Origin of the sequence: Bacillus cereus group sp. BfR-BA-01347 (assembly GCF_022663835.1) — a bacterium.
GTDB lineage: Bacteria > Bacillota > Bacilli > Bacillales > Bacillaceae_G > Bacillus_A > Bacillus_A thuringiensis_K.
In genome coordinates this window covers 200,326-222,680 of sequence record NZ_JAKUGG010000002.1, presented here as the reverse complement: position 1 = coordinate 222,680, position 22,355 = coordinate 200,326, and the positions used below count along the sequence as shown (strand labels likewise).

Below are 22,355 nucleotides of genomic sequence, written 5' to 3'. Positions count from 1 at the left end.
AATAAAAAGAGTTATTTTTCAAAGAAAATAACTCTTTTTATTTTTATACTTTGCCTGTTCGTTTTTCAAAAGTAAATGTGATAGGAAGATGGGAAGAAGAATTATCACTTTTAAATATTACGTTCCATTCTTTAGTATGGGCTTTAATTTCAAAATTAAGAAGATTCATCGCTCTACGTTTATCTATTTCTAAAAACATATTATGAATTTCTGGTTCTTGCTGTAAATTAAAAGCTTTTAGTGTGACTGTAAATGTGAAAAAATTCTGCCCTTCATATACTATTTTTGATATTTTTGTTTTTTGTGTATTTAACAGTATATAAAAACGGTCTGATGGAGTTAATTGTACAGAGTCATCAGTAATTTCATTCTCGCTATTATGAAGTTCAACTAAGAAAGATGTACTATGGGAAGAATCTTTTTTGCTTGTAATCTGTAATTCAGTAGGAATCATCGGTATTTCATAAAAATCATTCCTTATTATGTTATTATAATCCTCTGAAAATTTACGGACTTCTTTTGGAAAAGAGTCTTCTTGTGTACTTAAAAAAGTTTTATGTTGATTTGGAGTTTTTTTACTAAAATTTAATGTTTCTTTAAAGTAATAATTGGAACCAGTTAAAAATAAAAAACTACAAATTAATAAAAAAATTCGATACGGATTTTGAAAGTGAAAGAACAGTAGTATACATGTAATAATTCCAATTACATAGAAAATAAAGATAAGTAGTTCTAGTTTTGAGTGAAACGAGAAACCATAGTTATGAAAAAAATTTATTCCAGTTATAATTTGAGCTCCAAAAAATAAAGAAATTCCAAATTGAAAAAATAATAAATCAGGCCCTCTTTTAATAACAAAAGTAATGAACGAAATGAAAAGTAAAAATACCCCTAAATAAATTGTTACATTTAATAATCTATCTAATGTAATCATGAATAGTGTCCCCTTTAATAGCATATTCATATAAATAACAATTTTATTTAATTATAATATAACGATAAAATATTTTAAATGTTGGAAGTGTTGAGTTTTATAAATAAACTGTACAGACACAAACAACCTCACGCCCACATACACATAATAAAGACCACTATTTTGGCGGAGGTGAAAGGTTTGAGTCTATTCGCCGCAATTGGATACATGGTTCGAGAAGTGTTTGTCTTTGTTTCTTATGTAAAGAATAATGCGTTCCCGCAGCCGTTATCATCAGATGATGAGAGAAAGTACTTAGAGTTAATGGAGCAAGGTGATGCTCAAGCGAGAAATCTTTTAATTGAACATAATTTACGGCTTGTAGCTCATATCGTTAAAAAATTTGAGAACACAGGAGAAGATGCAGAAGATTTAATTTCAATTGGTACGATCGGGCTCATTAAAGCGATCGAGAGCTATTCTGCAGGAAAGGGAACGAAGCTTGCGACGTATGCAGCACGCTGTATTGAAAATGAAATTTTGATGCATTTACGTGTACTAAAGAAAACGAAAAAAGATGTTTCACTTCATGATCCAATCGGGCAAGATAAAGAGGGCAATGAAATATCGCTTATTGATATATTAAAATCAGAGTCTGAAGATGTAATTGATATGATTCAGCTTAGTATGGAGTTAGAAAAAATTAAAGAGTATATCGATATTTTAGACGAAAGAGAAAAAGAAGTGATTGTGAAACGTTTTGGACTTGGGCTAGATAAGGAGAAAACACAGCGGGAAATCGCTAAGGCACTTGGTATTTCTAGAAGCTACGTATCACGGATCGAAAAGCGTGCTTTAATGAAAATGTTCCACGAGTTTGTAAGGGCAGAGAAAGAGAAAAAAGCGAAAGAGTAAAGTGTATTAGAAGCAGCCATATTTTAAAATGGGCTGCTTTTCTTATTGTAAATAAGAAAAGAAAACGCGTTATGCTAAGAAGAAATACATGTTCACTGTTGAAAATGACGGATTCTATCTGTAATATTAGAAGGTGCTAAATAATTTAAGAATAATACCATACTTAGTTTTCTGTATGTATAATAAGGCTGCTTTATATGATATGTGGGAATAAGAACCAATTTTACATATGATATAGAAAGAAAAGAAGGGAAAACTAAAGTTATAGACTGATTAGGGGGTTTCGCAATTTGCGACGTACATTATATCGACTTATGATAGAACTTACAAATGGTCGCTTTACTTCTTATATATTACGTAAATTTGCACAATCTCGTTTGAGCTCTATCATTATTCCATCGTATGCGAAAGTTTTTCAAATTAATCAAGATGAGATGGAAAAGGGTTTGAAGGAATATAGAACATTGCATGAATTATTTACGCGTAAGCTAAAAGAAGGAAAGCGTAGTATTGATGCAGATGCATCGAGTATCGTTAGTCCTGTTGATGGTGTTTTTGCAGATCATGGTCCTATTGAGGATACAAAAACATTTGATATTAAAGGAAAGCGTTATTCGATTGTGGATATGCTAGGTAATGAAGAACGTGCACAGCGATATGCAGGTGGTACATATATGGTTATTTATTTAAGCCCAAGTCATTATCATCGTATTCATAGTCCGCTTTCTGGTTCTGTGACTGAAAGATTTGTACTCGGTAGAAAATCATATCCGGTAAATGCAGCTGGTATGGAATACGGGAAAGAACCACTGTCAAAAAATTATCGTTCTGTTACAGAAGTAAGCAGTGATGGCGAGCATATGGCTCTTGTAAAAGTAGGTGCCATGTTTGTTAATAGTATTGAGCTTTTGCATGAGAGAGACACTGTTCAAAAAGGTGAAGAAATGGCATACTTTACATTTGGTTCAACAGTTGTGTTATTGTTTGAAAAAGATATGATAGAAGTAGTGCAGGAATTAAAGAGTGGACAAGAGCTTCGTCTTGGTGAAAAAATAGCTACTCGCTTAGCTCATAAATAAAGAAAAGCTTTTATAACCGTAAGTAAGAGTTATGGGCAAAGATACTTAATGATGAAATCCCCTAGATGGGAGTACTTGTTTATTCGAGAGCCATCGTAGGATGGCTCTTTTTACAGGGCATCCAATAATGTATCCTTTAACTGTTTAATTGGTACGGGCTGATTAAACTTTCACTCTATATGTAATCAAGATGATTTGACAAGCTTGTCCTCTAATGAGCGTCTAATGATTTCTTGTTTTATAAGTAAAATGAAGTCGGGATTTAATTTTAGTTCTTTTGCTTTATAATAAGACTCAGTGAGTAACTCAGTGGATAACTGTTCCATATGTTTTGTTTTCAAGGTGAGTCACCTCCTAATAATATAAGGATTGATTCGTTGATGCATTTAATGTACCAAAAAAATATGACAGCCACAAACGAGTGGTTATCCACATACCTAGGTGGATAAAGTGTGTATAGTTTGTTAGTAAATTCCAAATTAACTGAAAAATTAATGTGGAAAATGTGTACAATTTTATCCACAGGTTATATATCGAAAAATGTTGTCGAAAAATTTTATGAAAAATCCTCAAAGAGGTGAAAGAAATTGAAACTATTTTTACCAAATGAATATGTAAAAAATGTATATCATGTTCAACCAGAAGATTTAAAAAAACGTGGGATTAAAGGCGTTATTACTGACTTAGATAACACTTTAATTGAATGGGATCGTCCTAATGCAACGCCGCAACTTGAAAAATGGTTCTTGGAGATGAAAGAGCAAGGCATCCAAGTAACGGTCGTTTCAAATAATAATGAGCAACGTGTGAAAGATTTTGCTGATCCATTAGGTATTCCATTTATTCATAGTGCACGTAAACCATTTGTTCGCGCATTTAAGCGTGCGATACAAGAGATGCGTTTGCAGCCAGATGAAGTTGTAGTAATTGGAGATCAGTTACTGACTGACGTGCTTGGTGGAAACCGAGTAGGCCTTCATACAATTTTAGTTGTACCGGTGGCACAAACGGACGGATTAGTAACGCGCTTTAATCGAAAAATCGAACGAAGAATTATGAAAAATATGAAGAAAAAAGGTTTAATTAACTGGGAGGAATAAAGTTTGACTGAAACAATTAAATGTATTGGTTGCGGTGTAGAAATTCAAACAGAAAATAAAAACGAAGTGGGGTATGCTCCTGCCTCATCTTTAGAAAAAGAACAAGTCATTTGCCAACGCTGTTTTCGCTTGAAACATTATAACGAAATTCAAGATGTATCGTTAACAGATGATGACTTCCTACGCATTTTAAATGGAATTGGAAAATCAGATGCATTAGTAGTCAAAATTGTAGATATTTTTGATTTTAATGGTAGCTGGTTACCTGGCTTACATCGTTTCGTAGGAAATAATAAAGTATTACTTGTTGGAAATAAAGCTGATTTAATTCCAAAGTCAGTAAAACATGATAAAGTAAAGCATTGGATGCGCTATAGTGCAAAGCAGCTAGGATTAAAACCAGAAGATGTCTTTTTAATTAGTGCAGCGAAGGGACAAGGAATTGCTGAACTAGCAGAGGCTATTGAGTATTATCGCGGCGGCAAAGATGTTTATGTTGTTGGATGTACGAATGTAGGGAAATCGACATTTATTAATCGTATGATTAAAGAATTTAGTGATGAGACTGAAAATGTAATTACAACATCTCATTTCCCAGGAACAACACTTGATTTAATTGATATCCCGTTAGATGAAGAATCTTCTTTATATGATACGCCAGGTATTATTAACCACCATCAAATGGCTCACTATGTTGGAAAACAAAGCTTAAAGCTTATTACACCAACAAAAGAAATTAAGCCGATGGTGTTCCAATTAAATGAAGAACAAACATTGTTCTTTAGTGGACTGGCACGTTTTGATTATGTAAGTGGCGGTCGTCGTGCATTTACTTGTCACTTCTCGAATCGTTTAACAATCCATCGTACAAAGCTTGAGAAAGCAGATGAATTATATAAAAATCATGCTGGAGATTTACTAAGCCCGCCAACACCAGAAGAATTAGAAAATATGCCAGAGCTAGTGAAATACGAGTTTAATATTCGTGAACCAAAAACGGATGTTGTATTCTCTGGATTAGGATGGGTTACTGTGAACGAACCGGGAGCAAAAATTGTTGCACACGTACCAAAAGGAGTAAGTGTTTCATTGCGTAAATCTTTAATTTAATATGGAGAGGGATTTATGAAACAATTATATGGTGTAATCGGAAATCCAATTGGACATTCACTATCACCCGTTATGCATAACGATGCATTTGAACACTTGAATATGGATGCCCATTATCATGCCTTTCTTGTTAAAGAGGAAGAGCTAGGGGAAGCAGTAAGAGGTTTAAAAGCATTAGGTATTTCAGGATTTAATGTAACAACTCCGCACAAAGTTGCGATTATGGATTATTTGGATGAGATTGACCCGCTAGCAAAACAAATTGGTGCGGTAAATACAGTGGTTCATAAGGGTGGAAAGTTGATTGGCTACAATACAGATGGAATTGGTTTTGTCCGAGCATTGCAGTCCGTTAGTAGTGAACCACTTCAAGAGAAACGTATTTTATTGCTTGGCGCAGGTGGTGCTAGTCGAGCGATTTATTTTTCTCTTGCCGATGTAGGTGTGAAAGAGATTGATGTAGCCAATCGTACAGTAGATAAGGCGAAAGAACTTATTGCTGCATGTACGGCTACTGTTCATTCTGTTCCTTTATCTTTAGAAAAAGCAACAGAAGAGCAAGGGAATTATGATATTATCATTCAGACGACAACGATAGGTATGCATCCACGCGTTGAACATACGCCGTTACAAATTTCTTCGTTAAAAAAAGGAACGATTGTATCAGATATAATTTATAACCCATTTGAAACGAAAATTTTATGCGAGGCGAAAGAGCAAGGTGCAATCATTCAAAATGGTATTGATATGTTTGTTTATCAAGGTGCACTTGCGTTTGAAATGTGGACAGGCCGCGCGCCAAATATCGAACGAATGAAACAATTAGTTATAAGAAAGCTTGGAGGCTAACATATATGTTAACAGGAAAACAAAAAAGATTTTTACGTGCACAAGCACATCATTTAACACCAATTTTTCAAGTAGGAAAAGGCGGAGTAAATGAAAATATGATTAAACAAATCGCAGATACTTTAGAAGCTCGTGAGCTATTTAAAGTAAGTGTGCTACAGAACTGTGAATTCGATCGCCGTGAGGTTGCAGAAGAACTTGCAAAAGGTGCACGTGCTGAAATCGTTCAAGTAATTGGAAGCACAATCGTTTTATACAAAGAATCAAGAGAAAATAAACAAATTAAGCTTCCTCGATAAAAAGACTAGCATGCGCTATTTTTATTGCTGATGCGTAATGATGTACAGAGCGAAACCAATTGAACTTTTATTAATAGCAACTCTCTTCATTCCTAACCGAGGAGAGTTGCTGTATGTAAAAGAAAGGGGCGTTTCTTTTGAGGAAAATTGGCATCATTGGCGGTACATTTGATCCGCCTCACTATGGACATTTGCTAATTGCAAATGAAGTATATCACGCTTTGAACTTGGAAGAAGTATGGTTCTTGCCAAACCAGATTCCGCCACATAAACAAGGGCGGAATATTACAAGTGTGGAAAGTCGTTTACATATGTTAGAGCTCGCGACTGAGGCAGAAGAACACTTTTCTATTTGTTTAGAAGAGCTAAGTAGGAAGGGCCCATCTTATACGTATGACACTATGTTACAATTGACGAAGAAGTATCCGGATGTGCAGTTTCACTTTATTATTGGTGGGGATATGGTTGAGTATTTACCGAAGTGGTATAACATTGAAGCTTTACTTAATCTTGTAACGTTTGTTGGAGTTGCAAGACCTGGGTATACATTGCATACACCATATAAGATTACTACAGTGGAAATTCCGGAATTTGCAGTTTCTTCATCCTTATTACGTGAGAGATATAAGGAGAAAAAAACATGTAAATATTTACTTCCTGAAAAAGTACAGGTATATATCGAGAGGAATGGGTTGTATGAATCGTGAGAATGCACTGCATATTGTCAAACAACAAATGCATGAAAAACGTTATATACACACAATTGGTGTAATGGAGACAGCGATTGAGCTTGCTAAGTTATACGGTGTGGACGAGAAAAAAGCAGAGATGGCAGCTATATTCCATGATTATGCGAAATGTAGAGCAATTTCAGAGATGGAAGAGATTATTAAACGTAAAGATTTGCCGAAAGATTTACTTTGCTATAACAAAGAGTTATGGCATGCACCTGTTGGGGCATACTTAGTAGAAAAAGAAGTAGGCATTACGGATTCTGAAATTTTGCAAGCTATTACATATCATACAAGTGGTCATGAGAACATGACGATGTTAGATAAAGTGATTTATGTAGCTGATTACATTGAACCGGGGCGAAAGTTTCCAGGAGTGGAAGAGGCTCGTAAACTCGCATATACGGATATAAATCAAGCTTTATTATTTGCGTTAAAGAGAACAATTCAATTTTTAATGGAAAAAGATCAGACGATTTATCCATTAACATTCCAAACATACAATGCAGTTATCAAGGAGGAAATGAGTAAATGAACGATAAAGATTTATTAGTATTAGCGGCAAAAGCAGCTGATGATAAGAGAGCAGAAGATATGGTTGTCCTAAATATGCAAGGTATTTCACCAATTGCAGATTATTTCATTATTTGTCACGGTAATTCAGATAAACAAGTGCAAGCAATTGCACGTGAAATTAAATCAAAAGCACATGAGTTCCAAATCGACGTACAACGTATGGAAGGATTTGACGAAGCACGTTGGGTATTAGTTGATCTTGGAGATGTAGTTGCTCATGTATTCCATAAAGATGAGCGTAATCACTATAATTTAGAGCGTCTATGGGGCGACGTGCCACGTGAAGATATTACAGAAGAGTTAGGCCAATGAAATACGAACAATTTGCATTGTTGTACGACGAACTAATGAATGATGTCCCTTATGATAAATGGGTGGAATTTACAGAGGAAAGTTTACAGCAGGCAGATATGAAAGAGGTAAAAATTCTTGATGTAGCATGCGGTACGGGTAATGTAACCCTTCCGCTTGTGCAAAAGGGTTACGATTTAATAGGTGTCGATCTTTCAGAAGAAATGTTAACAGTCGCTCAGCAAAAACTAGGAGGAGAGGGATACTTTATTCCTTTTTATCAACAAGATATGCGCGAGCTTGATGTTCCAGGTGAGTTTGATTGTGTAACCATCTTTTGTGATTCATTAAATTATGTATTGCAAGAAGATGGAGTACAAGAAACATTTAGAAGAGTATCTCACCATTTACGTCAAGATGGTTTGTTTTTATTTGATGTACATTCTTTATATAAAATACATCATGTATTTCAAAATGAAACGTATACAGTAAATGGAGAAGAAATATCTCTTATTTGGAATTGCTTCCCTGGTGAAGAATCAAATAGTGTAGAGCATGATTTAACATTCTTTGTTCAAGATCCGGAAGAAGATGTGTACCATCGGTTTGACGAATGTCACGTGCAACGTGCATATCAAGTGGAAGAGTTAACGAAATGGCTTGAAGAAGCAGGTTTTACAGTGCTTCGTGTAACAGGTGATTTTGAGCGACTTGAAGTTACAGAACAAACAGAGCGTATTTTCTTCATGGCGAAGAAAAACGGATAAAACAAAAGCAACCGAGAAGGTTGCTTTTGTTTTATAAAGAAGATGTATTTTTAGTTCTAGCATAATCTGAAGATTGTATGCGTAAAGTGTGGGAATAGTAGTTGAAGTGAAAATGTATTGTAAAAAAGTAAGTATTTATAAAAAGGATTTGGAATGAAAATGACGTATTTATTATGTGTGTTTATTGAATTGCTGATCAACGCATTCTAAATCTTCATCAAATTTTTCATGTGTTCGCTCAATTAACTTATGGAACATATCTCCAACGTGTTCTTCTAAAACCCGGATGCCTTCCCCAGTAACGCCGCCTTTCACGCAAACCTTTTCTTGTAAGGTAGGTAATGTGAAGATTTCTTTTTCAAGTAATTTCCCCATCCCCACGACCATTTCACTTACTAAAGTAGTAGCCTCTTCGTGTGTAATATTTGTTTTATCTACAGCAGCGTTAATGAAGCATTGTAGTAAATAACTAAAGAAAGCAGGACCGCAACTTGCTATATCAGATGAAACGCGCGTTATATCTTCTTCTATTACAAGAGGTGTCGAAATATTTTTGAATAGACGAAGTAGTTTTTGTTGCCATTCTTCAGAGCAATTATCTCCAAATGTAAATAGTGAGGCGCCAGAGAGCGCGCGATTTGTGATACTTGGAATGATACGCGCGACGTGGCAAGGTACGAGAGTCTCTAATTGTGATGGAGATATTGGACTTGTAATAGAAACTAAGCACGTGTCATCAGAAAAATGTTCAGTGTATTTTTTTAGGATAGGGTATATATCTATCGGCTTAACACAAATAAAGATCAGTTGTGATTGTTCGATTATTTCCGGGATAGTTTTTGCTATATGAACAGAAGGGTATTTTTCTTTTATATGATATGCTTTGGCAGGCGTCCGATTAATGATTGTAAGGCACGAAGGTTTGACAGCACGGGTTTCTAAAAATGCATCGATTAGTATATTCCCCATGTTTCCTGTCCCTATAATTCCTATGTTCAAAGTTTCATCCCTCCTTCGTAACAGCTTTCTCCTAAACAATATGAATGATGTTATAAATTTATGATTAGAGGTGTAAAATGATGTGGGATTTTCCGAAAAAGTGGTTAGGTTTAGTAGCTATTATTGGAACTTTACTTTTTCTTGTTTTTTGGAAAACGAATCAGAGTGTAGAACGAACGCCTATTACAATGAATGTACAAGAGAAGGATATAGAAAAAAAGAGTAAACCGAAAATGTCGGATACAAAGGAACAGAAAAGAACAATTATAATTGATGTGAAAGGAGCGGTTAATAAAGAAGGGGTATATGAAATGGAGGAAGGAGATCGCGTAAAGGATGCGGTTCAAAAGGCTGGTGGTTTTTTATCAGAGGTAGATATGAAAAAAGTGAATTTAGCACAAATTGTACAAGATCAAATGCTTCTTTATATACCGAGTAAAAATGAGTCAGAACAAGGGATGCTTACTTCTTCTAAGGAAGATGGCAAGATTCGAATAAATACAGCGGCGAAAGAGCAATTAGAAAAAATTACAGGGATTGGCTCTAGAAAGGCAGAAAGTATTTTGAAATATCGAGAAGAGCATGGTCCGTTTCAGAAAATAGAAGATTTATTAGAGATTGATGGGATTGGTGCGAAATCTCTTGAAAAGATAAAAGATCAAATTATTATTCCGTAAAAGATTGACGAAGTTTTTCTTCTTTCGCTACACTACAAGTAGACAAAAAAGTAGGTGAAAATATGGAACGAATTTCATGGGATCAATATTTTATGACGCAAAGCCATCTACTATCGTTACGTAGTACATGTACAAGGCTTGCGGTAGGAGCAACAATCGTTCGCGATAAACGAATTATTGCGGGTGGATATAATGGTTCAATTAAAGGTGGTGTACATTGTATAGATGATGGTTGTTACGTAATCGATAATCATTGTGTTCGGACAATTCATGCCGAAATGAATGCTTTATTACAATGTGCCAAGTTTGGTGCGAAAACAGAGGAAGCAGAAATTTACGTTACGCATTTCCCTTGTTTACAATGTTGTAAGGCAATTATTCAAAGTGGTATTACAGCGGTTTATTATGCGCAGGATTATAAAAATCATCCATACGCCATAGAATTATTCGAACAAGCGAATGTAACAGTGAAGCACGTTCCGCTAGAATATGATATTGCTGCATTAGAGGAGCAAAAACGTTATAAGGAGTTAAAAGAATTATTTGCGCCTTTAGAAAAAGATAATTTATCAATGGAAGAATTACAGCATGTATTCACGAAAGCAAAAATGATGCTATAAGGAGTGAGTATAAGTTGCAGGAACAATGGGGGTATGTTGCAATCTCGTTTATAATAGGGGTTGCAATTGCCTTTTCCTCGTCACTTTTATTGATAGTTTTTTGCCTCTTTTTAAATGTTTTCTTCTGTTTATATCGCACTTCGCGTAAAACCTTCATTTTTTGTATTGTAGCGTGCTTTAGTAGCGCTATATACACTTCCTATGTTCAAACGTGGAATAAGCCTCTAGGGGAGTCCTATGGAGTTACAAGAGGGGTTATACAAAATACACCGCTTGTTAATGGGGATCGCCTATCTTTTCAATTTGAAGATCAGAATAAAAATATAGTGCAGTTAAGTTATAGAATCAAATCAGCCTTGGAAAAGAAAAAAATGCAACAATTATACATAGGGATATCATGTGTATTCGAGGGTGAGAGGAAAGAACCGGAAACAGCTCGGAATTTTCATGGTTTTAATTACCGTGATTATTTATACAAACAACATATTTATTTCACATTTGAGGCTACATATATTTCTGAATGCTATAAAACATCACTATCGCTCACGCAATGGATTCTTCTTTTGAGGCAACAAGCAATCTCGAAAGTTACAGAAATGTTTCCAGAGCAATCAGGTGCTTTTATGAATGCATTACTATTTGGTGATAGACAACAAATGACGTTTGAAGTGGAAGAGCAATATCAACAATTTGGTCTTGTACATTTGTTAGCAATTTCAGGTTCGCACATTGTATTGTTAATGGTGATAGTATATTTTATTTTGCTAAGAAGCGGTGTGACAAGGGAGGTAGCAACAATTTGCCTTATCGTTTGTATTCCTTTGTATATGGTTTTAGCAGGGGCGTCACCCTCTGTTATAAGAGCTTCTATAACAGGAGTTTTGATGTTGATTGCTTTTATGTGCTCGATTCGTTTATCTAGTTTAGATGCTTTAAGTGTAACAGCTATATGTATGCTTATATATGACCCTTATCTTGTTTTTAATATTGGATTTCAGTTTTCTTTTGTAGGTAGCTTCGCTTTACTTTTGTCTGCTCCGTTATTGTTAGGGAGTAGCAACGGAGTAATCCGAAATTCTATTTATATTTCTATCATTTCACAGCTCGTTAGTACTCCGATTTTGTTATATCACTTTGGTTATTTTTCTCCATATAGCATTCTCCTCAATCTCTTATACGTTCCGTTTTTATCTATCATTGTATTACCATGTAGCATTATTATTTTACTGTGTATGCCAATTGTCCCGTTTCTCGCAAAAGAATTTGCGGATATATTATCAATAGGCTTGAGTATGTCTAATGATTTTCTGAGTTATTGTGAAAGTTTACCATTTACCCAGCTTATTTTCGGGAAAACGCCCTTCAATCTTGTAGCTGTATATTGCGCGAGTATTGTCAGTATATTGATGGTTTGGGAAAGGAGAGCGCCGAAAAAAATAGTTTGTATAGTTGCCAGTGTATTTCTTTTTATTAGCACATGTCATTATGTATATCCATATTTTAGAGGAAGCGGAAGTGTAACATTTATTGATGTTGGACAAGGTGATGCAATATTAATTCGCCTTCCGTATGATAAAGGAATTTATCTTATTGATACAGGTGGAACGCTTCGTGTGAATAAGGAAGAATGGCAGCAAAAAAAGCATGAATTTTCTGTTGGGAATGATATTTTAATACCCTATTTACAAAAAGAAGGTATTAAAACAATTGATAAATTAATCGTAACGCATGGAGATGCAGATCATATAGGTGCTGCGCAAGAATTATTATCATATATACCTGTAAAAGAAGTGGTATTTGGCCGGAAGGGAAAAGATGCAGTATTAGAAAAAGTAGTAAAGAAACAGGCATTAGAAAAGGAAATGAAAATAACTGAAGTGGGGGAAGGGGAGAATTGGAGTGTAAATGAAGCAGAATTTTTCGTTTTAGCTCCAAAAGGAAAAGAAAAAAGCGAAAATAACGCTTCAATTGTAATATGGGCAAAATTTGGAGGGCTGAAGTGGCTATTTACAGGCGATTTGGAAGAAGACGGGGAGAAGATTTTAGTAGAGGCATATCCAGATTTACGAGTAGATGTTTTAAAAGTTGCTCATCATGGGAGTAATACGTCATCTATAGAGCCTTTTTTGAACGTCATACAGCCTCGTGTAGCGATTATATCTGTTGGTAAGCAGAATAGGTATGGACACCCGCATAAAGAAGTGATAGAGCGTTTTGAGAAGATGGGGAGTGCGATATGGCGCACGGACGAGCAAGGTGCTATTTCCTATGTTTTTAAAGGGAAAAATGGAACCTTTAAAAGTAAAATCACATATGATAAAACACATAATAGATGAAAAAGAGAAGACTGCCATGAAGTGGCAGTCTTTAAGAACCGATAAATTTAATAACAGTTGCAATGATGAAAAGTGTTGCGAAAAAACCAAATGAGACGATAAATCCTACCCCTGAATCAATAGCGTCATTGCGTTTACTTTGAACGTTTTGTTCAAAATCATTCATTTAGAATCCCTCCCCAACATTCCACTTTAGTATAAAATATTGTCAGAAAAAAATCTACAATTTCCATATGAAGAGAAAACGAGCTTTTTTGTTACTTTTAAATCATGAAGTAATGTGAGTTTTTCGTTTCCAAGCATGTTAACAGTTGGCACTTATACTCAAATTTTTATTGTGAATAATAAAGGGAAGGTGATTACCGCACACCAATAAGAAACCCGGGGCTTATTGCGTGGCGTTTAATATAAATAAAGGGACGGGTTATAAAGCCTGTTCCTTTGTACTTGTAAAACAAAAGCTAGGGCATTAGTATAAATATATATTGCCAAGTTAGGGAGTAGGAAAAAGTATGAGTGATATACATAAAAAAATTAAAAAGAAACAGTTTGCTCCGTTATATTTACTATATGGAACGGAAGCTTTTTTTATAAATGAAACGATAAAGCTTATTACGACAGAAGCACTTGAAGAAGAAGATCGAGAGTTTAATGTTGTGACATACGATTTAGAAGAAGCGTATTTAGAAGATGTGGTTGAGGATGCGCGTACGCTTCCTTTCTTCGGAGAACGGAAAGTACTGTTAATAAAGTCACCGCTATTTTTGACTTCGCAAAAAGAAAAGTTAGAGCAAAATATAAAAATTTTAGAAGAATACATTGGTGAACCTTCCCCATTTTCTATTCTTGTTTTTGTTGCGCCTTACGAAAAACTTGATGAGCGAAAAAAAATTACAAAACTATTAAAGAAAACAGCAGATGTAGTAGAAGCAAATGCGATGCAAGTGCAGGATGTTCAGAAGTGGATTGTTGCTCGTGCAGATGAAGTACATGTGCATATTGATAACGCGGCTGTTAGTTTGTTGCTAGAGCTTGTGGGGAGTAATGTAACAATGTTGGCGAAGGAAATGGACAAGTTAACGTTATACGTTGGTATGGGCGGAGAGATTACGACGAAACTTGTTGCAGAGCTTGTGCCAAAATCAGTTGAGCAAAATGTATTTGCTTTGACAGAAAAAGTGGTGAAAAAAGATATTGCAGGTGCAATGCAAATTTTGGATGGATTATTTACGCAGCAGGAAGAACCGATTAAATTGCTTGCGTTATTAGTGAGTCAATTCCGCTTGCTCCATCAAGTGAAAGAGCTACAGCAACGTGGTTATGGCCAAAATCAAATTGCATCTCATATTGGTGTACATCCGTATCGTGTAAAGTTGGCAATGAATCAAACGAAGTTTTTCTCTTTTGAAGAATTAAAAAAAGTGATTATAGAATTAGCGGAAGCTGATTATAGTATGAAGACGGGAAAGATGGATAAGAAGCTTGTGCTCGAGTTTTTCTTAATGCGATTAAATCATATGTGATGACACAAAAAAGTTCATGTACTAAGTATATGAACTTTTTTGTATATAAAAAAACGATCCAAATGGATCGTTTTTTAAACGCCTTACGCGTTTACTTGTTTCGCTAAGCGAGATTTTTGACGAGCTGCAGCGTTTTGGTGGATAAGACCTTTGCGAGCTGCTTTGTCAAGTTTTTTAGAAGCAGTTTTGAAAGCTTCTTTAGCATTTTCAAGATCGTTATTAGTAACTAAAGCTTCTACAGTTTTAACAGCAGAACGCATGTCAGACTTGATAGAAGCGTTATGTGCACGACGCTCTTCGCTAAGTTTAGCGCGTTTGATAGCAGATTTGATGTTTGCCATACTTTTCACCTCCCTGGTGCAATCGAATGACTCGATTCTTACATAGAACAAGTGATATTCTATCAAACGGTGAAGAGAATTGCAATAGTATATCCATGAAATTTCACGTAAAGGAAAGAATGACCTTATATAACTTTGGGAAATCTAACGATATTTACTATGAATTACGGAGGAGATACGATGAAAGAACCATTAGATTTAAGTAAATATAGCATTAGAACTGACCTAGCTGTAGAAGCTCATCAAATGTTGCAAGAAAGCCAAGAAGAACAAAAAGGGATACAGGGAGTTATTGTAAAAGAGAGGGAAGAAGAAGGTACTATAATTACAAAAGTAACAATTGATGAGGCTGCCTCTGAAGCGATGGGTAAAAAGCCTGGAAATTATTTAACGCTTGAAGTTCAAGGTATACGTCAGCAAGATACAGAACTTCAACAAAAAGTGGAGCGTATTTTTGCAAAAGAATTTTCTTATTTCTTAGAAGAGATTGGCGTTACAAAAGAAGCAAGCTGTTTAATTGTAGGTCTTGGGAATTGGAATGTAACACCAGATGCTCTTGGACCGATAGTTGTAGAAAATGTATTAGTAACGAGACATTTGTTTCAATTACAGCCTGAAAGTGTAGAAGAAGGGTTTAGGCCTGTTAGTGCAATTCGGCCGGGGGTAATGGGGATTACAGGGATCGAAACGAGCGATGTTATTTATGGGATTATTGAGAAGACGAACCCGGACTTTGTAATTGCGATTGACGCATTAGCTGCCCGTTCTATTGAACGAGTAAATAGCACGATACAAATTTCTGATACTGGAATTCATCCCGGATCGGGGGTTGGGAATAAACGTAAAGAACTAAGTAAAGAAACATTAGGTATCCCTGTTATCGCAATTGGTGTTCCGACTGTGGTCGATGCTGTTTCGATTACAAGTGATACGATTGATTTTATTTTGAAACATTTTGGCCGGGAGATGAAAGAAGGAAATAAACCTTCACGATCTTTGTTACCAGCGGGATTTTTATTTGGAGAAAAGAAAAAATTAACAGAAGAAGATATGCCGGATGAAAAGAGCAGAAATATGTTTTTAGGTGCTGTTGGTACGTTAGAAGAAGAAGAAAAAAGAAGGCTGATTTATGAGGTGCTATCTCCTCTTGGTCATAATTTAATGGTAACCCCAAAAGAAGTAGATACTTTTATTGAGGATATGGCGAATGTAATAGCGAGTGGTTTAAATGCGGCGCTGCATCATCAAATTGATCAAGATAATACGGGAGCATATACACATTGAGGGGAACAGATGATTATCGTTTGAGTCGCTTTACGCTTTTGTGTATATGTAGTGTAGCTTTATGTTTACTTATGATGATAGCAGGAGTGGCACTTGCTAATCATGGTTTGAAAAGTATGAAAGGCTATCAGCAATTGTCATATGAACAAATCGCTCATATGACAGGGACAGAAAGTACAGGTGCTGAATCAGAAATTTTGGGTAGCTCGTTTTCGGCCTCAGAAAAACAACAACAATTAGAACGTTTAAGAAGTTTTAATGTTGTAGAAGGAATTGGGATGGCTGTAGCAAGTGTAGCTTATGAAATGACGAAGTTCGGAACGGATATAGTTGTTGGGAAAATAAAAGAAATTTTTAGCTAAGAGTAACATGGGAGAAGGTTGTTTTACTGATTTGTAAGACAGCCGTTTTAAAATTTGAAAAGGGTTTGTCTCTTATGGTTTATTCGCATAAGATATAGATAGAATGATTTGTATCGTAAGCAGCACGAGTTTTCATTGAATCTTTGTTGCTCTATTGATATAATCAGTGCTAGTGTATATTGGCGAGACTATTAGGAGTTGAGAACATAGATGAATAAAGAAGAAAGAGCAAAAAGACAGTCCAAAATTCGTAATTTCTCTATTATTGCTCATATTGACCACGGAAAATCAACGTTAGCAGACCGTATTTTAGAGAAAACAAACGCGTTAACACAACGCGAAATGAAAGCTCAGTTGCTTGACTCTATGGATTTAGAGCGTGAGCGTGGTATTACAATCAAATTAAACGCAGTACAATTAAACTATAAAGCAAAAGATGGTGAAGAGTATATTCTTCATTTAATTGATACACCAGGACACGTCGACTTTACGTACGAAGTATCACGTAGTTTAGCGGCTTGTGAAGGCGCGATTCTTGTAGTAGATGCAGCGCAAGGTATTGAAGCGCAAACGTTAGCAAACGTATACTTAGCGCTTGATAATAATTTAGAAATTTTACCAGTTATTAATAAAATCGACTTACCAAGTGCGGATCCGGAACGTGTACGTCAAGAGGTGGAAGACGTAATTGGTTTAGATGCATCAGAAGCGGTACTTGCTTCTGCGAAAGCTGGAATTGGTATTGAAGAAATTTTAGAGCAAATTGTTGAAAAAGTACCAGCTCCGGCGGGTGATTCAGAAGAGCCGTTACAATGTATGATTTTCGACTCTTTATATGATCCGTACCGCGGTGTAATTGCTTATATCCGTGTTGTAAATGGAACAGTAAAAGTTGGCGATAAAGTACGTATGATGGCAACGGGTAAGGAATTTGAAGTAACAGAAGTAGGTGTATTTACACCGAAAACTACACAACGTGACGAGTTAACAGTAGGTGATGTAGGTTTCTTAGCAGCATCGATTAAAAATGTTGGTGACACACGCGTTGGTGATACGATTACACATGCGAAACGTCCAGCTGCAGAGCCGTTAGCAGGTTACCGTAAGTTAAACCCGATGGTATTCTGTGGTCTGTATCCAATTGACTCTGCTCGTTATAACGATTTACGTGATGCATTAGAAAAATTAGAGTTAAACGATTCTGCTCTTGAGTTTGAACCAGAAACATCTCAAGCGCTAGGATTTGGTTTCCGTTGTGGTTTCTTAGGACTTCTTCACATGGAAATCATTCAAGAACGTATTGAACGTGAATTTAAGATTGACTTAATTACAACAGCGCCAAGCGTTATTTATAAAGTTTATTTAACTAACGGTGAAGATGTTATAGTTGATAACCCATCTAATATGCCAGATCCACAGTCTATCGATCGTGTAGAAGAGCCGTTTGTGAAGGCTTCAATTATGGTTCCGAATGACTATGTTGGAGCTGTAATGGAGATTTGCCAAGGTAAACGTGGAACGTTTATTGATATGCAATATTTAGATGAAACGCGTGTTACATTAACATATGAAATCCCGTTATCAGAAATCGTATATGACTTCTTCGATCAATTGAAATCAAATACGAAAGGGTATGCATCATTTGACTACGAGTTAATTGGCTATAAACCATCTAAACTTGTGAAAATGGATATTCTTTTAAATAATGAACAAGTGGATGCTTTATCATTTATCGTACACCGTGATTCAGCGTATGACCGTGGTAAAGTAATCGTAGAGAAATTAAAAGAATTAATTCCGAGACAACAGTTCGAAGTGCCAATTCAAGCGACTATCGGAAATAAAGTTGTAGCACGTTCTACAATTAAAGCGATGCGTAAAAACGTACTTGCAAAATGTTACGGCGGTGACATTTCTCGTAAGCGTAAACTTCTTGATAAGCAAAAAGAAGGTAAAAAACGTATGAAGTCTGTTGGTTCTGTAGAAGTACCACAAGAGGCATTCATGGCTGTACTGAAAATGGATGACAACTAATATTTGAAATAAAAAAGAAGTCGTTTGTGCGGCTTCTTTTTTCTGTATAATTACTTTTTAGACATCTGAGCAGCTCTCATTTACAATAATGAGAGAGCTTTTTAGTTCATATAGAGTTAGGAGACTGTTAATGTCCGAAAATATTCGAAAAGATATTCAAGATAAAATACAAAATGGTAATTTTAATTGTGAAAAGGAATTGACGCTTTCTATTATTAGTGGAAAGTGGAAAGTTGTGATACTGTGGCATCTTGGTGTGGAAGGGCCGCATCGTTTCAGTGAATTACAACGGTTATTCCCAAGCATTTCTCATAAAGTTTTGTCGAACCAATTAAAAGAGTTAATGGAAGATGGGATTGTTGATCGGACAGTATATCCCGAAATTCCTCCTCGCGTTGAGTATTATATGACGGAACTAGGCATGTCACTTTTACCGATCGTTGAAATGATGTATGATTGGGGAAAAATGCGAATGGAACAAATTCGTAATACGTTAGAGAAGTAGAGAACCCTCCGGAGTGCGGAGGTTTTCTTTTTAGAAAGGTAGGAGTTATATTTGGTACAAGCTGCATATATTCATATTCCGTTTTGTCAGCACATTTGTCACTATTGTGATTTTAATAAAGTGTTTATTGAACGCCAACCGGTTGATCAATATTTAGATTATCTAGAGAAGGAAATAATAAATACGGTTCAAAAAGTTCCGTTTGATAGTATGAAAACGATTTTTGTGGGCGGGGGAACTCCGACAGCGTTAAATATGGAGCAGACAAAAAAATTACTCGAGATTATTAATCGTCATTTGCGTCCGTTCGCCCCGAATTGTGAATTAACATTTGAAGCGAATCCAGGAGATCTACCGAAAGAGAAGTTGAATGTACTGCTAGAAGGTGGAGTGAATCGAATTAGTTTTGGTGTGCAAACGTTCCGTGATGAACTGCTTGAGAAAATTGGGCGCAAGCATACGAGGGAAGATGCATTCCTAGCGATTCGAGAAGCACAGGAAGTAGGCTTTAAAAATATTAATGTAGATATTATTTATGCTTTGCCAGGACAGACGATAGAAGATGTAAAAGAAACATTAGATATTGCTTTTACGCTTGGTGTACAACATTTCTCGGCATATTCATTAATTGTGGAACCAAAAACAGTGTTTTATAACTTAATGAACAAAGGGAAATTGCGTCTTCCGGGTGAAGACCATGAAGCGAAAATGTATGAAATAGTAATGGATGAAATGGAGAAACACGGTTATAACCAGTATGAAATTAGTAATTTCTCAAAAGGTGACAATAAAAGTAGACATAATCTCACATACTGGAATAATGAAGAGTATTATGGATTTGGAGCTGGAGCTCATAGTTATGTGAACGGGGAACGTATTCAAAATGTAGGTCCCCTGAAGCAATATTTTAATAAAATTGATGAAACAAGATTTCCGTATTTAGATGTTCACAAAGTGACGGAGAAAGAAAGAATGGAAGAAGAACTGTTCTTAGGGCTTCGAAAAACAAAAGGTGTTTCTAAAACGTCGTTCCGCAATAAATTTAATGTGGAGATGGATCAAGTTTTCGCGAAGCAGTTACAAAGCAATCAAGAGCAGGGATTGCTTGAAGAGGAAGATGGACATGTACGTTTAACGCGAAAAGGAAAATTATTAGGGAATGAAGTATTCCAATCATTTTTGATTGACTAATTAAATGTTCCATAGGTGTGAAAAATTTTCATTATTTCGTGACGTTTCCGTTGACAATTGAATGTCAATTTTGGTAAGTTATTAATAGATTTAGCACTCAAAGACAAAGAGTGCTAACAGAGGTGATGATGAGATGCTTACGGAACGTCAGCTCTTAATTTTACAAACAATTATTGATGACTTTATTGGATCAGCGCAGCCCGTTGGGTCTAGAACGTTGGCTAAAAAAGATGAAATTACATTTAGTTCAGCTACTATTCGAAATGAAATGGCGGACTTAGAAGAATTAGGTTTTATTGAAAAAACGCACAGTTCTTCTGGACGTGTTCCTTCTGAGAAAGGCTACCGATTTTATGTAGACCATCTTTTAGCGCCGCAAAACTTACCAAACGCTGAAATTGTACAAATTAAAGATTTATTTGCCGAAAGAATTTTTGAAGCGGAAAAAATTGCACAGCAATCTGCTCAAATTTTATCAGAACTTACGAATTATACGGCCATTGTTCTTGGACCGAAGTTAAGTACAAATAAACTTAAAAATGTACAAATTGTGCCGCTTGATCGTCAAACTGCAGTCGCTATTATTGTAACTGATACAGGGCATGTACAAAGTAAAACGATTACCGTTCCGGAATCTGTTGATTTATCAGATTTAGAAAAAATGGTTAATATTTTAAATGAAAAGCTATCTGGCGTACCGATGGAAGAACTTCATAATAAAATCTTTAAAGAGATTGTTACAGTTTTACGTGGGTATGTTCATAATTACGATAGTGCAATAAAAATGTTGGATGGTACATTTCAAGTTCCGTTATCGGAAAAGATATACTTTGGAGGAAAAGCAAATATGCTTTCGCAGCCAGAGTTCCATGACATTCAAAAGGTTAGATCTTTACTTACCATGATTGATAATGAAGCCGAATTTTATGACATTTTGCGTCATAAACAAGTCGGGATTCAAGTGAAAATTGGTAGGGAAAATTCTTCGACGGCTATGGAGGATTGTAGTTTAATTTCTGCAACATATTCGATCGGCGAAGAGCAACTTGGAACAATTGCTATTTTAGGTCCTACGAGAATGCAATATTCTCGTGTAATTAGTTTGTTACAGTTATTTACGAGACAATTTACTGATGGGCTTAAAAAGTAAATGAGAGTAATACATTCGCTCAAGTGATGAAATTTTCATTGCTGTGTGTAATATATAATCCTTAGGTAATCATGCTATGCATGATACCTAATACCTTTTAAGGAGGTGAATATTGTGGAAGAGCGTAACGAACAAGTGGTAGAAGAAGTAAAAGAAGCGCAAGTTGAAGAAGCTGTCACGCCAGAAAACAGTGAAGAAACTGTAGAAGAAAAAAGTGAGGCTGCTCTTTTACAAGAAAAAGTAGATGAGTTACAAGCGAAACTAACGGAAACGGAAGGTCGCACATTACGTCTACAAGCTGATTTTGAAAATTATAAGCGCCGTGTCCAAATGGATAAACAGGCTGCTGAAAAATATAGAGCACAAAGTCTAGTTTCAGACATCTTGCCAGCTCTTGATAATTTTGAAAGAGCGATGCAAGTGGAAGCGACTGATGAGCAAACGAAATCCTTGTTACAAGGTATGGAAATGGTGCATCGTCAATTGTTAGAAGCACTGAATAAAGAAGGTGTGGAAGTGATTGAAGCTGTTGGTAAACAGTTTGATCCTAATGAACACCAAGCTATTATGCAAGTGGAAGATAGTGAATTTGAATCAAACGCGGTTGTAGAAGAATTCCAAAAAGGTTATAAACTAAAAGACCGTGTGATTCGCCCATCAATGGTAAAAGTAAATCAATAATTTACATAAAACTAGGAGGATT

General features: G+C 35.7%; 26 protein-coding genes. 21 read left to right on the top strand and 5 right to left on the bottom strand.

What is annotated here, in order from left to right; genetic code table 11:
- Positions 1–43: 43 nt before the first annotated feature.
- Positions 44–964, bottom strand: a complete 921-nt coding sequence (locus tag MR143_RS04475) for a hypothetical protein (protein ID WP_003302736.1) — start codon at positions 962–964, stop codon at positions 44–46.
- A 150-nt stretch (positions 965–1,114) separates the two neighbouring features.
- Between MR143_RS04475 and sigK the strand changes: the two genes are divergently transcribed.
- Entirely contained in the window at positions 1,115–1,828 is a 714-nt protein-coding gene (sigK, locus tag MR143_RS04470; protein ID WP_000051382.1) for an RNA polymerase sporulation sigma factor SigK, read from the top strand.
- 290 nt (positions 1,829–2,118) lie between these two features.
- On the top strand, positions 2,119–2,907 hold the full coding sequence (locus MR143_RS04465; protein WP_001254988.1) for a phosphatidylserine decarboxylase: 789 nt from the start codon (positions 2,119–2,121) through the stop codon (positions 2,905–2,907).
- Positions 2,908–3,092: 185 nt separating this feature from the next.
- Here MR143_RS04465 and sda read toward each other — a convergent pair whose 3' ends face one another.
- Positions 3,093–3,248 (bottom strand): sporulation histidine kinase inhibitor Sda, encoded by a 156-nt coding sequence (gene sda, locus MR143_RS04460; protein WP_000850094.1) that lies wholly within the window; start codon positions 3,246–3,248, stop codon positions 3,093–3,095.
- 246 nt (positions 3,249–3,494) lie between these two features.
- Between sda and MR143_RS04455 the strand changes: the two genes are divergently transcribed.
- The 8 genes from MR143_RS04455 to MR143_RS04420 all read left to right on the top strand — a co-directional run bounded on the left by MR143_RS04455 (position 3,495) and on the right by MR143_RS04420 (position 8,630).
- Positions 3,495–4,007: a YqeG family HAD IIIA-type phosphatase gene (locus MR143_RS04455; protein ID WP_000765314.1), complete on the top strand. Its 513-nt coding sequence runs from the start codon at positions 3,495–3,497 to the stop codon at positions 4,005–4,007.
- 3 nt (positions 4,008–4,010) lie between these two features.
- Positions 4,011–5,117, top strand: a complete 1,107-nt coding sequence (gene yqeH / locus MR143_RS04450; protein WP_000140801.1) for a ribosome biogenesis GTPase YqeH — start codon at positions 4,011–4,013, stop codon at positions 5,115–5,117.
- A 15-nt stretch (positions 5,118–5,132) separates the two neighbouring features.
- On the top strand, positions 5,133–5,966 hold the full coding sequence (gene aroE, locus MR143_RS04445) for a shikimate dehydrogenase (protein ID WP_000812084.1): 834 nt from the start codon (positions 5,133–5,135) through the stop codon (positions 5,964–5,966).
- A gap of 5 nt (positions 5,967–5,971) precedes the next feature.
- On the top strand, positions 5,972–6,265 hold the full coding sequence (gene yhbY, locus MR143_RS04440) for a ribosome assembly RNA-binding protein YhbY (protein ID WP_000955224.1): 294 nt from the start codon (positions 5,972–5,974) through the stop codon (positions 6,263–6,265).
- Positions 6,266–6,402: 137 nt separating this feature from the next.
- The gene (gene nadD / locus MR143_RS04435; protein ID WP_001226048.1) at positions 6,403–6,972 is read left to right on the top strand and encodes a nicotinate-nucleotide adenylyltransferase; all 570 of its coding nucleotides are present in this window, start codon (positions 6,403–6,405) and stop codon (positions 6,970–6,972) included.
- On the top strand, positions 6,962–7,531 hold the full coding sequence (gene yqeK / locus MR143_RS04430) for a bis(5'-nucleosyl)-tetraphosphatase (symmetrical) YqeK (protein WP_074593431.1): 570 nt from the start codon (positions 6,962–6,964) through the stop codon (positions 7,529–7,531). The genes nadD and yqeK overlap by 11 nt, the downstream gene beginning before the upstream one ends.
- Positions 7,528–7,884 carry a ribosome silencing factor gene (gene rsfS, locus MR143_RS04425; RefSeq protein ID WP_000998173.1) on the top strand — a complete coding sequence of 119 codons (357 nt, stop codon included), beginning with the start codon at positions 7,528–7,530 and terminating at the stop codon, positions 7,882–7,884. Before yqeK ends, rsfS begins: the two co-directional genes overlap by 4 nt.
- The gene (locus MR143_RS04420) at positions 7,881–8,630 is read left to right on the top strand and encodes a class I SAM-dependent methyltransferase (protein ID WP_000873072.1); all 750 of its coding nucleotides are present in this window, start codon (positions 7,881–7,883) and stop codon (positions 8,628–8,630) included. The genes rsfS and MR143_RS04420 overlap by 4 nt, the downstream gene beginning before the upstream one ends.
- Positions 8,631–8,801: 171 nt before the next feature.
- On the opposite strand, the gene comER is transcribed toward MR143_RS04420, so the two are convergent.
- Positions 8,802–9,629: a late competence protein ComER gene (gene comER, locus MR143_RS04415; protein ID WP_001020553.1), complete on the bottom strand. Its 828-nt coding sequence runs from the start codon at positions 9,627–9,629 to the stop codon at positions 8,802–8,804.
- A gap of 77 nt (positions 9,630–9,706) precedes the next feature.
- Here comER and MR143_RS04410 point away from each other — a divergent pair, with 77 nt between their 5' ends.
- The 3 genes from MR143_RS04410 (at position 9,707) to MR143_RS04400 (ending at position 13,262) form a co-directional block, all read left to right on the top strand.
- Positions 9,707–10,306, top strand: coding sequence for a helix-hairpin-helix domain-containing protein (locus MR143_RS04410; protein WP_000989933.1), 600 nt, complete (start codon positions 9,707–9,709; stop codon positions 10,304–10,306).
- A gap of 62 nt (positions 10,307–10,368) precedes the next feature.
- Positions 10,369–10,926, top strand: coding sequence for a ComE operon protein 2 (locus tag MR143_RS04405; RefSeq protein ID WP_000439771.1), 558 nt, complete (start codon positions 10,369–10,371; stop codon positions 10,924–10,926).
- A 14-nt stretch (positions 10,927–10,940) separates the two neighbouring features.
- A complete protein-coding gene (locus MR143_RS04400; RefSeq protein WP_199717669.1) occupies positions 10,941–13,262 on the top strand; it encodes a DNA internalization-related competence protein ComEC/Rec2 in 2,322 nt (773 codons plus the stop codon).
- A gap of 31 nt (positions 13,263–13,293) precedes the next feature.
- Here MR143_RS04400 and MR143_RS04395 read toward each other — a convergent pair whose 3' ends face one another.
- Complete coding sequence (locus tag MR143_RS04395) at positions 13,294–13,428, bottom strand: YqzM family protein (RefSeq protein ID WP_000997609.1); 135 nt, start codon at positions 13,426–13,428, stop codon at positions 13,294–13,296.
- A 346-nt stretch (positions 13,429–13,774) separates the two neighbouring features.
- Between MR143_RS04395 and holA the strand changes: the two genes are divergently transcribed.
- Entirely contained in the window at positions 13,775–14,785 is a 1,011-nt protein-coding gene (holA, locus tag MR143_RS04390) for a DNA polymerase III subunit delta (RefSeq protein WP_001279922.1), read from the top strand.
- An 83-nt stretch (positions 14,786–14,868) separates the two neighbouring features.
- Here holA and rpsT read toward each other — a convergent pair whose 3' ends face one another.
- On the bottom strand, positions 14,869–15,126 hold the full coding sequence (rpsT, locus tag MR143_RS04385) for a 30S ribosomal protein S20 (RefSeq protein ID WP_001274011.1): 258 nt from the start codon (positions 15,124–15,126) through the stop codon (positions 14,869–14,871).
- Positions 15,127–15,306: 180 nt separating this feature from the next.
- Between rpsT and gpr the strand changes: the two genes are divergently transcribed.
- The 7 genes from gpr to grpE all read left to right on the top strand — a co-directional run bounded on the left by gpr (position 15,307) and on the right by grpE (position 22,333).
- The gene (gpr, locus tag MR143_RS04380; RefSeq protein WP_000662622.1) at positions 15,307–16,410 is read left to right on the top strand and encodes a GPR endopeptidase; all 1,104 of its coding nucleotides are present in this window, start codon (positions 15,307–15,309) and stop codon (positions 16,408–16,410) included.
- Positions 16,407–16,772, top strand: a complete 366-nt coding sequence (locus tag MR143_RS04375) for a YqxA family protein (RefSeq protein WP_001215036.1) — start codon at positions 16,407–16,409, stop codon at positions 16,770–16,772. Before gpr ends, MR143_RS04375 begins: the two co-directional genes overlap by 4 nt.
- A 210-nt stretch (positions 16,773–16,982) precedes the next feature.
- A complete protein-coding gene (gene lepA / locus MR143_RS04370) occupies positions 16,983–18,806 on the top strand; it encodes an elongation factor 4 (RefSeq protein ID WP_001030949.1) in 1,824 nt (607 codons plus the stop codon).
- Positions 18,807–18,936: 130 nt separating this feature from the next.
- Complete coding sequence (locus tag MR143_RS04365) at positions 18,937–19,311, top strand: winged helix-turn-helix transcriptional regulator (protein ID WP_001293539.1); 375 nt, start codon at positions 18,937–18,939, stop codon at positions 19,309–19,311.
- 51 nt (positions 19,312–19,362) lie between these two features.
- Positions 19,363–20,502, top strand: a complete 1,140-nt coding sequence (gene hemW, locus MR143_RS04360) for a radical SAM family heme chaperone HemW (protein ID WP_000249434.1) — start codon at positions 19,363–19,365, stop codon at positions 20,500–20,502.
- Positions 20,503–20,635: 133 nt separating this feature from the next.
- On the top strand, positions 20,636–21,652 hold the full coding sequence (hrcA, locus tag MR143_RS04355; protein ID WP_000954941.1) for a heat-inducible transcriptional repressor HrcA: 1,017 nt from the start codon (positions 20,636–20,638) through the stop codon (positions 21,650–21,652).
- Positions 21,653–21,766: 114 nt separating this feature from the next.
- A complete protein-coding gene (gene grpE / locus MR143_RS04350) occupies positions 21,767–22,333 on the top strand; it encodes a nucleotide exchange factor GrpE (RefSeq protein WP_000392710.1) in 567 nt (188 codons plus the stop codon).
- Positions 22,334–22,355 lie beyond the last annotated feature (22 nt).

What these genes read in the sequence shown, in the direction of transcription:
- yqeK (WP_074593431.1), top strand. Translation starts at nt 6,962, where the DNA reads ATGAATCGTGAGAATGCACTGCATATTGTCAAACAACAAATGCATGAA.
- MR143_RS04365 (WP_001293539.1), top strand. Translation starts at nt 18,937, where the DNA reads ATGTCCGAAAATATTCGAAAAGATATTCAAGATAAAATACAAAATGGT.
- MR143_RS04395 (WP_000997609.1), bottom strand. Translation starts at nt 13,428, where the DNA reads ATGAATGATTTTGAACAAAACGTTCAAAGTAAACGCAATGACGCTATT.
- yhbY (WP_000955224.1), top strand. Translation starts at nt 5,972, where the DNA reads ATGTTAACAGGAAAACAAAAAAGATTTTTACGTGCACAAGCACATCAT.
- MR143_RS04405 (WP_000439771.1), top strand. Translation starts at nt 10,369, where the DNA reads ATGGAACGAATTTCATGGGATCAATATTTTATGACGCAAAGCCATCTA.
- MR143_RS04410 (WP_000989933.1), top strand. Translation starts at nt 9,707, where the DNA reads ATGATGTGGGATTTTCCGAAAAAGTGGTTAGGTTTAGTAGCTATTATT.
- holA (WP_001279922.1), top strand. Translation starts at nt 13,775, where the DNA reads ATGAGTGATATACATAAAAAAATTAAAAAGAAACAGTTTGCTCCGTTA.
- gpr (WP_000662622.1), top strand. Translation starts at nt 15,307, where the DNA reads ATGAAAGAACCATTAGATTTAAGTAAATATAGCATTAGAACTGACCTA.
- hrcA (WP_000954941.1), top strand. Translation starts at nt 20,636, where the DNA reads ATGCTTACGGAACGTCAGCTCTTAATTTTACAAACAATTATTGATGAC.
- MR143_RS04420 (WP_000873072.1), top strand. Translation starts at nt 7,881, where the DNA reads ATGAAATACGAACAATTTGCATTGTTGTACGACGAACTAATGAATGAT.
- lepA (WP_001030949.1), top strand. Translation starts at nt 16,983, where the DNA reads ATGAATAAAGAAGAAAGAGCAAAAAGACAGTCCAAAATTCGTAATTTC.
- aroE (WP_000812084.1), top strand. Translation starts at nt 5,133, where the DNA reads ATGAAACAATTATATGGTGTAATCGGAAATCCAATTGGACATTCACTA.
- rsfS (WP_000998173.1), top strand. Translation starts at nt 7,528, where the DNA reads ATGAACGATAAAGATTTATTAGTATTAGCGGCAAAAGCAGCTGATGAT.
- MR143_RS04475 (WP_003302736.1), bottom strand. Translation starts at nt 964, where the DNA reads ATGAATATGCTATTAAAGGGGACACTATTCATGATTACATTAGATAGA.
- rpsT (WP_001274011.1), bottom strand. Translation starts at nt 15,126, where the DNA reads ATGGCAAACATCAAATCTGCTATCAAACGCGCTAAACTTAGCGAAGAG.